This window comes from Salipiger sp. HF18, from assembly GCF_011806505.1.
GTDB classification, from domain to species: Bacteria; Pseudomonadota; Alphaproteobacteria; order Rhodobacterales; family Rhodobacteraceae; genus Salipiger; species Salipiger thiooxidans.
This window is the reverse complement of record NZ_JAATOS010000112.1, coordinates 1-11,232: the sequence shown is the minus strand read 5'-3', so window position 1 is coordinate 11,232 and position 11,232 is coordinate 1. Positions and strand designations below refer to the sequence as shown.

At 69.4% G+C, this 11,232-nt stretch carries 17 protein-coding genes; all 17 read right to left on the bottom strand.

The window, feature by feature from the left end; genetic code table 11:
- Positions 1–206: urease accessory protein UreG (locus tag HC022_RS11800; RefSeq protein WP_167452553.1), on the bottom strand; the 206-nt coding region annotated here is incomplete at its 3' end.
- Positions 207–217: 11 nt separating this feature from the next.
- Complete coding sequence (locus HC022_RS11795; RefSeq protein WP_167452552.1) at positions 218–853, bottom strand: urease accessory protein UreF; 636 nt, start codon at positions 851–853, stop codon at positions 218–220.
- A complete protein-coding gene (locus HC022_RS11790; RefSeq protein ID WP_008884774.1) occupies positions 843–1,397 on the bottom strand; it encodes an urease accessory protein UreE in 555 nt (184 codons plus the stop codon). Before HC022_RS11790 ends, HC022_RS11795 begins: the two co-directional genes overlap by 11 nt.
- Positions 1,398–1,533: 136 nt before the next feature.
- The gene (locus HC022_RS11785; protein ID WP_008885750.1) at positions 1,534–1,752 is read right to left on the bottom strand and encodes a hypothetical protein; all 219 of its coding nucleotides are present in this window, start codon (positions 1,750–1,752) and stop codon (positions 1,534–1,536) included.
- Between the two features lie 153 nt (positions 1,753–1,905).
- A complete protein-coding gene (locus HC022_RS11780; protein WP_167452551.1) occupies positions 1,906–2,490 on the bottom strand; it encodes a hypothetical protein in 585 nt (194 codons plus the stop codon).
- A gap of 10 nt (positions 2,491–2,500) precedes the next feature.
- Positions 2,501–4,225 carry an urease subunit alpha gene (gene ureC, locus HC022_RS11775; protein WP_167452550.1) on the bottom strand — a complete coding sequence of 575 codons (1,725 nt, stop codon included), beginning with the start codon at positions 4,223–4,225 and terminating at the stop codon, positions 2,501–2,503.
- Between the two features lie 19 nt (positions 4,226–4,244).
- Entirely contained in the window at positions 4,245–4,625 is a 381-nt protein-coding gene (locus HC022_RS11770) for a hypothetical protein (RefSeq protein ID WP_167452549.1), read from the bottom strand.
- A gap of 38 nt (positions 4,626–4,663) precedes the next feature.
- Entirely contained in the window at positions 4,664–4,975 is a 312-nt protein-coding gene (locus HC022_RS11765; RefSeq protein WP_008886057.1) for a hypothetical protein, read from the bottom strand.
- Positions 4,976–5,281 carry an urease subunit beta gene (locus HC022_RS11760; protein ID WP_008884221.1) on the bottom strand — a complete coding sequence of 102 codons (306 nt, stop codon included), beginning with the start codon at positions 5,279–5,281 and terminating at the stop codon, positions 4,976–4,978.
- Entirely contained in the window at positions 5,278–5,451 is a 174-nt protein-coding gene (locus HC022_RS11755; RefSeq protein WP_167452548.1) for a hypothetical protein, read from the bottom strand. The genes HC022_RS11760 and HC022_RS11755 overlap by 4 nt, the downstream gene beginning before the upstream one ends.
- Positions 5,452–5,470: 19 nt before the next feature.
- Positions 5,471–5,773 carry an urease subunit gamma gene (locus HC022_RS11750; RefSeq protein ID WP_167452547.1) on the bottom strand — a complete coding sequence of 101 codons (303 nt, stop codon included), beginning with the start codon at positions 5,771–5,773 and terminating at the stop codon, positions 5,471–5,473.
- 3 nt (positions 5,774–5,776) lie between these two features.
- Complete coding sequence (locus tag HC022_RS11745; protein WP_167452546.1) at positions 5,777–6,613, bottom strand: urease accessory protein UreD; 837 nt, start codon at positions 6,611–6,613, stop codon at positions 5,777–5,779.
- A 108-nt stretch (positions 6,614–6,721) separates the two neighbouring features.
- On the bottom strand, positions 6,722–7,201 hold the full coding sequence (tsaA, locus tag HC022_RS11740) for a tRNA (N6-threonylcarbamoyladenosine(37)-N6)-methyltransferase TrmO (protein ID WP_167452545.1): 480 nt from the start codon (positions 7,199–7,201) through the stop codon (positions 6,722–6,724).
- A 93-nt stretch (positions 7,202–7,294) separates the two neighbouring features.
- Entirely contained in the window at positions 7,295–8,155 is an 861-nt protein-coding gene (locus HC022_RS11735; RefSeq protein WP_167452544.1) for a 2-dehydro-3-deoxygalactonokinase, read from the bottom strand.
- A gap of 69 nt (positions 8,156–8,224) precedes the next feature.
- Positions 8,225–9,214 carry a hypothetical protein gene (locus HC022_RS11730; protein WP_167452543.1) on the bottom strand — a complete coding sequence of 330 codons (990 nt, stop codon included), beginning with the start codon at positions 9,212–9,214 and terminating at the stop codon, positions 8,225–8,227.
- A gap of 150 nt (positions 9,215–9,364) precedes the next feature.
- Entirely contained in the window at positions 9,365–10,243 is an 879-nt protein-coding gene (locus tag HC022_RS11725) for a transglutaminase family protein (protein ID WP_167452542.1), read from the bottom strand.
- An 18-nt stretch (positions 10,244–10,261) separates the two neighbouring features.
- Positions 10,262–11,232: alpha-E domain-containing protein (locus tag HC022_RS11720; protein WP_175583546.1), on the bottom strand; the 971-nt coding region annotated here is incomplete at its 5' end.

Below are 11,232 nucleotides of genomic sequence, written 5' to 3'. Positions count from 1 at the left end.
GTCTCCACCCCCTTGATGCGGTCGAGCGGCAGCACCTGCTGGCGCATCAGCTCCTCGGCGTCCTCACGGGTGTAGATGTCGTTGGTGACCACCGCCATCGACAGCCGGTCGCGCAGCGCCCGCGCCAGCGCCGCGGTCAGCGTGGTCTTGCCGGCACCGACAGGGCCGCCGAGGCCGACGCGCAGGGGTCCGTTGGGGGATGCCATGTTTGCCTCCGTTAAGATCTGAAGAGCCGCGAATAGAGCATGTCATGCCGCTGGCTTGCAATGTCGATGAGGGGCGCGAAGCCGCCGATCTGGTCGAGGTCCGCGCCCTGCGCCTCATCCGCCAGCACCGCGCAGAGCGGCGACAGCGCCTGCACCACGCGTTGCCCGTCGGTCTGCCCGAGCGGGATCAGCCGCACGCCCGCAGCGGCGAGGTTGGAGGCGAATGCCTGCAGATAGAGCCGCAGCGCATCGCCCAGCGGCAGTTCCAGCGCCGCGACGGCGAGCCCCACCGCCACCGGGTAGGGCGCGGGCGGGATCACGATGCCCCAGACGCCCGAGACCGTGGCCGCAAAGGCGCTGCCCTGCTGCCCGGTCTCGAGCCGCCGCTCGGCGGAGGGCGAGAGCGCCAGCCCCAGCTCGGTCAGCTCTGCAGCGTCGCCGCCCTGCGCCGCATGGGCGAGCAGCACCGCGTCGGACCAGCCGGCCCCGTGCCGCAGCACCGTCTCGAGCCAGTCCCGGAGGTCGGCCGCGTCGCGCACCCGCCCCTCCTGCACCGCGGTCTCGAGCCCGTGCGAATAGGCGAAGGCGCCCACGGGGAAGGCGGGCGAGAAGAGCTGGTGCAGCGTGAGCGCCGCGTCAGTGGTCATGGCTGTGCGGCAGGTGCCCGTGCGCGTGGGAATGGCTGTGCGAATGGCCGCTGCCGTCGCTGTGCGTGTGCGAGTCCGGCCCGTGCGAATGGCTGTGATCGTGGCCATGGGTGCGACCGTGGCCATAGGCGCCGCCCTCGGGGGTGAAGGGCTCGTCAACCTCGGTCACCGTGGCGCCGATGCGCTCGAGCATGTCGCGGATCACGTGGTCGCGCTGGATCAGCAGCCGGTCGGGTTCGATCTGGCAGGGCGTGTGGCGGTTGCCGATGTGCCATGCGATGCGCGGCAGGTCCGCGCCGGTCACCGCCAGCAGCGGCTCGACCGCGGCCCGCACCGCCACCAGAGAGCCGTCACCGAGGCGGAAGGCATCGCCCTCGTCGAGACTTGCGGTATGGGCGAGATCGACTAGGAACCCGGCACCGGTGCCCGCCGTCAGCACCTTGCGGCGCAGGAAGCGGTCCTCGTAGGACAGCGTCACCGTATCGGCGGCGTCGCTCCAATGGCCTTTGCGGGCGATCTCGTGCGCGGTGGGGAGGCTGGTCATGTCCGGTCCTTTGGTCCTGCGGGACCGGCGAACACGGTCCCGGAAACGTAGAAGGCCACGCCCCGGACGATACCGGGCGCGTGGCCTTGATGATATGCACCGGCCCGCGCGCGAAGGCACGCGGGAAAACCGGGGCTCAGAGGTAGTACACGTCGTGGAAGACGTGACGCACGATGTCTTCGCGGCGCAGGCCCTTGGCGGCGAGTTCTGCATCCGACAGACGCTGCAGCGCTTCCACGCGACGCAGGCGCGGGTTTGCTTCGCCGATCGCGACGATCGCATCGCCAAAGCCGGCGAGGATGCGCGAAAGCAGGGGTGCGTTTTCGTGACGATGAGATGCGCTCAGAAATGCCATGGGAAACCTTCCTTTGTTGGCTCAGGTCCCCTCCCGTGCTCGATAGGTAAGGCATTCTGTCCGAAGCATCAAATGCTGCATCTGCAAACTCGGGTTTCTGCAGGTGCATAACTCGAAAATCGTTCAATGTTAAACAAATAAGGGGTTCGGCGCTCATCGCACCGCCTCGATGGCGGTGTAGACATAGTGATCCTCGCCATGCGCATGGCTGGATTGCACCAGATAGGACAGTCCGAGCGCGGGAATCCAGTTCACGTAGTCGGTTACCTCATAGGGATCGGGGCTGTAGGTCTGGCGAACCTGAATCATGTCGTAGCTGCAACGCCCCAGCCCGATGCGCGTCAGCGGGCCGAAGCTGTAGCTCTGATGCTCCTGCTCGGAATAGCCCGCCTCCTCGACGGTGACGTCCACGGTCCAGTCGGTCTCGGGCGCGGGTTCGGGCATCTCGGCGCTGGCCATGGGGAAGTCGAAATGGATCTGCGTCTCGGGCAGCACCTCGCCATCTGCGAGCGCCACGTTGTCGAGCACGTAGAGCCCCTGTCCCAGCAGCGCCTCGCTCCCCTCTTCGCCGCTGAGATAGGTCGAGCGTACCACGTCGTCGCTGACACGGCGGAACAGCTCGGTGTCGCCGCCGAGCGTGTAGAGCAGGATGCCCCGGTCGAGGTCCGCCGCGGTCGGGCAGACGGCCTGCGCCGCCGCCGGAAAGACCAGGAGAGGGGCGATGAGCGCGGCCCGCACGATGTCGCGCCTAGTAGAGGAAGTACCGCTGCGCCATCGGCAGCTCTTTCGCCGGCTCGCAGGTGAGCAGCTCGCCATTGGCGCGCACCTCATAGGTCTCGGGATTCACCTCGACCTCGGGGGTGGCATTGTTCAACATCAAATCTTTCTTGCCGATGCCACGCGTGTTCTTCACCGCCAGCGTCTGCTTGGCCAGCCCGAGCGCGCCGCCGATGCCGTCCGCCTGCGCCGCTTCGGAGACGAAGATCACCGCCGAGTGCTCGACCGAGCGGCCGTAGGCGCCCCACATGGGTCGCGAATAGACCGGCTGCGGCGTCGGGATCGAGGCGTTGGGATCCCCCATCTGGGCGCAGACGATGGTGCCGCCCATGAGCACCATCTCGGGCTTCACGCCGAAGAAGGCGGGCGACCAGAGCACCAGATCGGCGCGCTTGCCGACCTCGATGGAGCCGATGTGCTGGCTGATGCCATGCGCGATGGCCGGGTTGATGGTGTATTTCGCGATGTAGCGGCGCACCCGGAAATTGTCGTTCTCGCCGGTTTCCTCGGACAGGCGCCCGCGCTGCTTCTTCATCTTGTCGGCGGTTTGCCACGTCCGGATGATGACTTCGCCCACCCGGCCCATGGCCTGGCTGTCGGACGCGATGATCGAGAAGGCGCCCATGTCGTGCAGGATGTCCTCGGCAGCGATGGTCTCGCGCCGGATGCGGCTTTCGGCGAAGGCCACGTCCTCGGGGATCGACTTGTCGAGGTGGTGGCACACCATGAGCATGTCGAGATGCTCTTCCAGCGTGTTGACCGTGTAGGGGCGCGTCGGGTTGGTCGAGCTCGGAAGCACGAACTCCTCGCCGCAGATCTTGATGATGTCCGGCGCGTGGCCACCGCCCGCGCCCTCGGTGTGGAAGGCGTGGATGGTGCGGCCCTTCATCGCCGCGACGGTGTTCTCGACGAAGCCCGACTCGTTGAGCGTGTCGGTATGGATCATCACCTGCACATCCATGGCGTCGGCGACGCTCAGGCAGTTGTCGATGGCGGCAGGCGTGGTACCCCAGTCCTCGTGCAGCTTGAGGCAGCAGGCCCCGGCGCGGATCTGCTCTTCGAGCGGGGCCGGCAGCGAGGCGTTGCCCTTGCCCGCGAAGGCGAGGTTCATCGGGAAGGCGTCGGCCGCCTGCATCATCCGCCCGAGATGCCACGGCCCCGGCGTGCAGGTGGTGGCGAGCGTGCCATGCGCGGGCCCGGTGCCGCCGCCGAGCATCGTGGTCAGGCCCGAGTGCAGCGCGTCCTCGATCTGCTGCGGACAGATGAAATGGATGTGGCTGTCCATGCCGCCGGCGGTGAGGATCCGGCCCTCGCCCGCGATCGCCTCGGTGCCCGGACCCACGACGATGTTCACGCCGGGCTGGGTGTCGGGGTTGCCGGCCTTGCCGATCATGTGGATACGGCCGTCTCGCAGGCCCACATCGGCCTTGTAGATGCCGGTGTGGTCGACGATCAGCGCGTTGGTGATGACGGTGTCGACGGCGCCCTCGGCGCGCGTCGCCTGGGCCTGGCCCATGCCGTCGCGGATCACCTTGCCGCCGCCGAACTTCACCTCTTCACCGTAGACGCCACCGTTGGCCCCCGAGGCGAGCCCAACTGCCTCGGCGGTCAGGTCGGTGTCGGCAAGCCGCAGACGGTCGCCCGTGGTGGGGCCGAACATGGCGGCATAATCGGCCCGGGAAATCCTGGCTGGCATATCGGCTCTTCCTTGTCTGTCAAACCGGCGTTTTGTCGTCGCCGTCGGAGGCAGGCGCGGGCGACATCTCGGGCGGCACCGTCGCCCCCCGGTGCCGGCGCAGCTTGGAGCTGCTGTCGGTCGAGGGCACGGCCTTGAGCAGCGCCACGCGACCGGCACGCGGGCGCGGCAGCGGGCGGGTGCCCGCCCCCGCCAGCGCCATCGGGCCGCAGATGCCCATGGTCACCGGCGCGGACATCCGCGTCGGCATCGGCAGGGGCGTACGCAGCCCCCACATCGCCTTCTGTTGCTGGAGGCCGGCCTCGAACAGCACCTGGGCGACGCGCATCTGCGCCCCCATGATCTGCGTTCCCATCTGCAGCGCCGCAACGCTCCAGTCCAGCGGGGTCAGGGGAAACATCGGCCGTCCTCCTCCTTGGTCAGATCCCTGTCTCGCCGTCAGAACGGCAGGTTCGGCCCACGCCGCGCGAGCCGCCTGCGGTTCGACCGCGCCTTGCGCTCGAGCGGTCCGGACCAGGCGTCGAGCACCCGGTTCGGCGCGGCCCCGCCCATCGCGGCGCGGCTCGCCCCCATCCAGCTCTGCATGAGCGCGGGGCCCTTCTCGTAGACCATCTGCACCGCCTCCGAGGACGGTACGGACCAGACGCCGCCGAACCCCATGGTCCGGTAGGCGATCACCTGCTGCGCCTCTGTGGCGAGAGACACCATGCGCAGCATGCTCCGCTGCCACCCCAGAATTTCGTCAAACATTCATAGTGCTCCCATGACCTTTTGGTTGAATCCGTAGATCCGCCGCGCGCCTGCAATCGGGATCAGCGCGACTTCGCGGCGCTGACCCGGCTCGAACCGAACGGCGGTGCCCGCCGCAATGTCGAGCCGGAGTCCCATCGCCGCCTCGCGGTCGAAATCGAGGGCGGGGTTGGTTTCGGCGAAATGGTAGTGCGAGCCGACCTGCACCGGCCGATCGCCGGTATTCGCGACCATCAGCGTGACAACCTCGCGGCCCGCATTCAGTTCCAGATCCCCGTCGCCGGGAAAGAGCTCGCCCGGGATCATGCCTCGGCCTTCAGCCGCTTGAGGATCATCCGTCCGCCCAGCGTCACCACGCCGAGGGACGCCACCGCCGACAGCCAGAGCGCCCCGTCATGGGGATGCACGTGCGGAGCGGTGCCGGAATGGGCCATCGCGGGGCCTGCGAGCAGGACCAGGGGAGCGGCGAGTTTCAAGCGAAATCCTCCTGTTGGATCAGCGGATCGGGTTGTGAACGGTGACGAGCTTGGTACCGTCGGGAAAGGTCGCCTCGACCTGGACCTCGTGAATCATCTCGGGCACGCCCTCCATGCACTGTCCGGCGGTGATGATCTGCGCCCCGGCCTCCATCATCTCGGCGACGCTGCGCCCGTCGCGCGCCCCCTCGACGACCGCGTCGGTGATCAGCGCCACCGCCTCGGGGTAGTTCAGCTTCACGCCGCGGCTCAGGCGTTTGCGGGCCACTTCGGCGGCCATGGCGACAAGAAGCTTGTCCTTTTCGCGGGGGGTCAGTTGCATCGGTCAGATCATCCAGGGTCGTGGCAGGTCTGCGCCGCTCAGCCGGCGCAGGACAGGGGCAAGGTGGCCTCGCAGCGCGAAACCGTCAACGGAAACCAGACGCATGAGCAGCAGATCCTCGGAAATGGCCGAGACCCCAGCCGTTTCCGGCAGCATCGCGCGCAGCGGATCGCGCATTGCGGCGGCACCAGGGGCGGCGTGGACCACCGTGGCCATCGCCCCGGCCCCTCCCGCCACGTGGGCCTGTGCCAGCGTCGCCGCGGCGTCGCCGTCGAGCCGCAGCCGGTCGGCGAGCACCAGCCGCCCGTCCACCCGGACGTCGATGCGGTCGCGCAGCCGCAGGTCGTGCAGCACCTCGCCCATGGCGTGGCGCCCGAAGATCAGCGCCTCGCAGGCGATGAGCCGGGCGTCGCGGGCCATCCCGACCGACAGCCGCCGGTCGAGCGCCGCACCCTCGAAGAGGATGGTCTCCTGCGGCAACCAGTCGAGCCGTGCGCCGGGCTCGAGCGTCAGCCGTGTGTCGACCCGCCCGGTTTCGCCCGGCAGCGCGCGGTAGATGCGCTCGGCCGCCTGCGTGGTCATCACCAGGTGGGCATTCTCCTGCGCGCGGGCCTCGATCTCGAAGGCGTCGCCGCCGGTCACCCCGCCGGAGCTGTTGAGATAGACCGCCTGAAGCGCGTCTTTCGCCCGTGGAAACAGCAGCTTGGAGCTGCCGGACATGTGCAGGTCGGCAATCGCCGTGCGGTCGGCGCGGGCCTTCGCACCCAGATGGGCGCGGCCGCGGGCGCGCTGCGCCGCGATGGTCGGCGCGCCTGTCATCTCGGACCTGTCGTACGGCATCTGCCCGGTCTCCTTCGCGGCGAATATCCGACGACGGAGGCGCAACCGCAAGCCGGTCGCCGCCTTTCTGCCCACGTGACGTGCATTTCCACGGATTTTGCCCAGTTTTCAGGCACCTGATGCCGGATCCGGCCGCTTCGCATGATCGCAGCGCGCCGGCTTGAGGTCGATGAGCGGCGTGCCGTCAAGGCAGTCGAGCCCGCGCACCACCAGCACCGTCCCCTCGCGCCGCACGAGCCGCACCACCGAGGTGCCGATCGGGTTGGGCCGGTTGGGCGAGCGCAGGCTGAAGGTGCCGCGCAGGTCACCGCTGCCTCGCGGGCTCTGGGTCAGCAGGTCGCGGCGCGAGCGGTCGAGCCAATAGAGCAGTTCGATGGCCTCCGAGCGGTCGATGCCGTCGAGCGCGGGCTCGAGCTCCGGGATCAGCTCGACGCGGCATTCGGGGCCGTCGAGGCTGCCTTGCCGGGGACAGTCGGCGCGCTCGAGGAACGGCGTGCGAATGCGGCCGATGAAGCGCAGCCAGGCGTCCTGCGCCGGCGGCAGTTCGACCGTGGTTTCGCCCGGCCTGAGCTCTGCGTCCTGAGCCATCGCGACCCTCCCCCTGCTTGTCCGGTATCTCCGGTGTCCCGCGCGGGCCGAGCCTAGCCCTTCTCGCGCGGATTGCCCATGGCGCCCGCGCGCCTAGGTGCCCTTATAGGCGGCCTTCAGCCCCTCGAGCGCCAGCCGCGTCCCGTCCGCCAGCACCACCGGCACCGCCTGCGCGGCGAGCGCGGCCTGCCACGGGCGGGCGGCGTGGTCCTCGTCCACCAGCGCGACGCTCTGGCCAAGCCAATAAGGCTTGGCGGCGGCAAGCTCCATCCCGAGCAACAGGCCAAGCGCGCGCGAGCTCGCCGCAGCCGGGTCGAGCCCTGCGAGGCGAAGCTCGGCCAGCACCGTCGCGAGATCGCCGGCAACCCCCGCCGGTCGGCCCATGGCGTGGTCGACGGCCCCCAGGAAGGCGGCCTCGTCCCAGTCGCCGGCAAGCCCCTCCAGATCGCGCAGCATCGCGAAGAGCGCGCCGGTGAGGAAGCTGCGGAAGCTGACGATCTCGCCTGCGCTCACGTGTACCCAGCGGGTCTGGCGCGGGCCCGGCAGGCAGAGCACACCGTCGAACCCGGGGTTCAGCGCGACGAAGCCCGCGACGCGCGTCTCCTCGCCTTCCAACAGGTCGACGGGCTTCTGCTGGGCGACGCCGGGCAGACGCAGGAGGCCCTGAGCGGCCTGCGCCGCGTCGCGCAGCGGCGGCTTGCAGGGCACAGCGGGGGCGGGCATCTGACCGGCACCGCTGACCAGCACCGGAACATCCGCGGGCCGGCCGGGCAGCAGACGGTCGAGCGCCGTGGCGAGGTCGTCGGTGGCACCGGGGCCCTCGTCACTTTCGACTTTGGCCAGCACGGTGCCGCGCGCCGACAATGCCCAAGCGCGCAGCGTCGCGGGTGTCCGCTCTGCCGCGACCCAGCTGACCGATGCCCAGTCCAGGGCATTTGCATCGGTTCGGTTCATGGCCTGTCTCCCTTTCGCGGCGAGAGGTAGACGCCGGGAAAGACCCGCGCAACCCCTGCCCCGGTCGGGTCAGGCGGCGCGGTCGGTGTGAGCCTTGAGCAGCGGGCAGGTCAGTTCCGCGTCGTCCTGCAGCGCGCGGTTCGGGGTCAGCCCCTCGCGCCGCAGGTCGTCGTGGTAGGCCTTGACCGCCTCGAACGAGGACATGCCCTCGCGCACGATCCGGCGCATGGCGGCGAGCATCAGCACCGGATCCTCGCAGACAAAGCTCTCGCGGCTGAAACTGGCGAGCCGCGCGCCGTGCTTCTCGGCCTGCGCGAGGCGTTCGAGGCAATCGCGGGTGGTGCCGCCCGCGCAGCTGGTGATGCCGACCACGAGCTTGGCGGGATGCCAGTTCGCGAGCTCCTCCATGGAGGCGGGGCCGTGGTAGTCGACCTCGATGAACACCGGTCGCTCGCGCCGCGCGATCCCCGCGAGGCTGCGGATCAGGATGTCGTTGCGATAGGCGGCGTAGTCGACATCGCCGGTATCGATGCGGAACGACGGATCGGAGAGCTGCAGGAAATGCCGGATCCCCACCCGGTTGGCGAGGTCGCGGAAGTCGGAATAGGCCTGCAGCGTGGCATGGTCCTGCACCGGGTCGTTGTAGAAGGTCATCCCGTAGAGCCCAAGGTTCGACACCGGCTTCACCGCGTCGAGCCGGGACGAGCGGAAGGGCAGCGCCGGATAGGCCGGATAGGCGCCGCCGCGAACGCGCCAGCGGTCGGTCGGATCGTTGAGCCGCACCGCCGGCGTCACGCTCGAATGGCTGTAGGCGCCGCTTTCGGCCAGCATCTCGGCGGTGGAGAGCGACGTCAGCACGATGTCGGCCTGATCGCTTTCGATGACCCGCTTCACGTCGGCGCGGTAGGCGGCGAGCGGCCTTGGCCTGCCCTGCGCATCGACGCCCGTCGCCGAGCAGCCGCGCAACAGGTCCGCGTCCTTGCCGAAGGTCATGATGAAATCACGTGGGCCGTAGTTGCCCGAGGTGATGTTGGCCAGTTTCTCGTCGATCCGTCTCATGCCACGCCACCTTGCCGCGCCCTGCCCGGAATCGGGCCCCGCCCCGCAGGCGTCATGCCCGCGAAGCGCGCGACAGGATCCCGCCGTCAGCGGCAGCGCGTCGCGCAGGCGCATTCTAGGGTCAGAGACCTTTAGCGAAGGTAAACCTGTTCAGACCGGGATCACGTCGACCTGGTGCGTGGTCTCGTGCGAGCCCTCCGAACGCAGCGAGCCCTTGGCCGGTGCCACGTCGGAATAGTCCCGGCCGATGGCGACGGTCACGTGGTCGGTGCCGGCGCGGATGGCGTTGGTGGGGTCGAACTCGACCCAGCCGACCTCGCCGCCGACCCAGGCCCGGACCCAGGCGTGCATGGCGTCCGCGCCCTCGAGCCGCGCCTGCCCTTCGGGCGGGATGGTGCGCAGGAAGCCCGAGACATAACCCGCAGGGATCCCCAGAGACCGCAGCGCGGTGATCATCACGTGGCTAATGTCCTGGCAGACGCCGCGGCGGGCCCGGAATGCCTCGATCGGGGTGGTGGTGACTTCGGTGGCTTCGGGGTCGAAGTCGAAGGCCTCGTTGAGCGCGAGACTCACCGCGTCCACCGCCGCCAGCGTCGACATGCCCCTCTCGATGCAGTCGTAGGCAAAGGCGGCGATCTCGGGCTCGTGGCGCAGCCGGGGCGAGGCGCCGAGGAAATGATGCGGGCTGTCGGCGGCGATGCTCTGGATCTGCACGACCTCGGCGGCAAGCGCGCCGAGCCCGCAGGACAGATCCAGCCCGCCGGCGGGCCGGTGCCGCCGCACCCGCCCCTCGAAGCGGAAGTCGATCTCGGAGAGACGCCGCTCGTGCGCCACCTCGGTGACCGGGTTGCCGAAGAAGTCGAGGTCGTCGAGCCGGTAGTCCGGCGCCGGATCGGTGGTCACCACACCGTAGAGCAGCTGCTGGTCCGGAAGGTTGCGCGGCAGCATCCGCAGCAGCGCCCGGTGCGCCGCGGCCGGGCTGTCGTAGACATAGCTGATCTTGAGCTTGATGTCGTAGGTCTGGCTCATGTCGGGCTCACACGCGGCTCAGCTCAGGTACTGCGCGGTCAGCGCCTCGGAGATCGCCCCGAGCTCGCGCCGCAGGCGGGTCAGGCGGCGGGTGTAGATCAGTTCGGGCGTGGCGACGGCGAGCGAGGTCTGCAACGTCAGGATGCGCCGCGACGCCTCGCCCATCTGGGTGAGGCCGGCCATCTCGGCGAGCTTCTCTTCCTCTTCGCGCAGCCGGTCGAGCTGGAACAGGATCGAGCGCGGGTTGTCGCGGTCGAGCGCCAGCAGGTCGATCACCGTGTTGCGGTTGCTCTCGACCGAGTAGCGGCGGCGGTGGGTCATCACGCTGTCGCCGATCTCGACCGAGACGTCGAAGCCGCCGTCGCTGGCCTCGGGGTCGGCGAAGACCGAGAGCACTGCCGCCATGTGGTCGGCGCGCTCGAGCGCCCGGCCCATGGTCAGGAAGCGCCAGCCGAGGAAGCGGAACATGTTGTCGTGCACGAGGCCCGCGAAGCCGGCGGTCTTGCGCAGCAGCACGCTCATGGCGCGGGCGGCGTCGTCGCCCTGCTGGACCTTGGTGGCGAGCTCGTGGGCGGATTCCGAGAGGTCGTTGAGCGCGTTCCAGCCATCCGTGGAGAAGCGGTCGCGCACTTTGCCGGCGCAATGCAGCGCGGCGTCGAACTGGTGCAGAAGCGTGGGCGGCACTGCGGCATCGGGGTCGAGCCCGTAGCCCTCAAGGAACACGCTCAGCGCATCCACCAGCGGCACGGCGCGGCGGCCGTGCTCTTCGAGCCGCAGGTGGTAGGCGCGCAGCACCCGCACGTTGCCCTCGGCGCGCTCGACGTAGCGGCCGAGCCAGAACATGTTGTCGGCGGCGCGCGCGGGCAGCAGCCCCGGCATCCGCCGCAGGAAGGGACCGGTGTCGGTCTGGGTCAGCGTGTCGCGCGCCACCGGCTCGTCCGCCATCACCCAGACGTCGGCCACCGAGCCGCCGGCCTGCATCGCAAGCG

Bases quoted from the DNA above. Each gene is read 5' to 3' on its own strand.
- HC022_RS11730 (WP_167452543.1), bottom strand. From the start codon at position 9,214: ATGAGACGGATCGACGAGAAACTGGCCAACATCACCTCGGGCAACTAC.
- HC022_RS11785 (WP_008885750.1), bottom strand. From the start codon at position 1,752: ATGGCATTTCTGAGCGCATCTCATCGTCACGAAAACGCACCCCTGCTT.
- HC022_RS11750 (WP_167452547.1), bottom strand. From the start codon at position 5,773: ATGCAACTGACCCCCCGCGAAAAGGACAAGCTTCTTGTCGCCATGGCC.
- HC022_RS11790 (WP_008884774.1), bottom strand. From the start codon at position 1,397: ATGACCAGCCTCCCCACCGCGCACGAGATCGCCCGCAAAGGCCATTGG.
- HC022_RS11735 (WP_167452544.1), bottom strand. From the start codon at position 8,155: ATGAACCGAACCGATGCAAATGCCCTGGACTGGGCATCGGTCAGCTGG.
- HC022_RS11765 (WP_008886057.1), bottom strand. From the start codon at position 4,975: ATGTTTGACGAAATTCTGGGGTGGCAGCGGAGCATGCTGCGCATGGTG.
- HC022_RS11745 (WP_167452546.1), bottom strand. From the start codon at position 6,613: ATGCCGTACGACAGGTCCGAGATGACAGGCGCGCCGACCATCGCGGCG.
- HC022_RS11795 (WP_167452552.1), bottom strand. From the start codon at position 853: ATGACCACTGACGCGGCGCTCACGCTGCACCAGCTCTTCTCGCCCGCC.
- HC022_RS11725 (WP_167452542.1), bottom strand. From the start codon at position 10,243: ATGAGCCAGACCTACGACATCAAGCTCAAGATCAGCTATGTCTACGAC.
- ureC (WP_167452550.1), bottom strand. From the start codon at position 4,225: ATGCCAGCCAGGATTTCCCGGGCCGATTATGCCGCCATGTTCGGCCCC.
- tsaA (WP_167452545.1), bottom strand. From the start codon at position 7,201: ATGGCTCAGGACGCAGAGCTCAGGCCGGGCGAAACCACGGTCGAACTG.
- HC022_RS11760 (WP_008884221.1), bottom strand. From the start codon at position 5,281: ATGATCCCGGGCGAGCTCTTTCCCGGCGACGGGGATCTGGAACTGAAT.
- HC022_RS11770 (WP_167452549.1), bottom strand. From the start codon at position 4,625: ATGTTTCCCCTGACCCCGCTGGACTGGAGCGTTGCGGCGCTGCAGATG.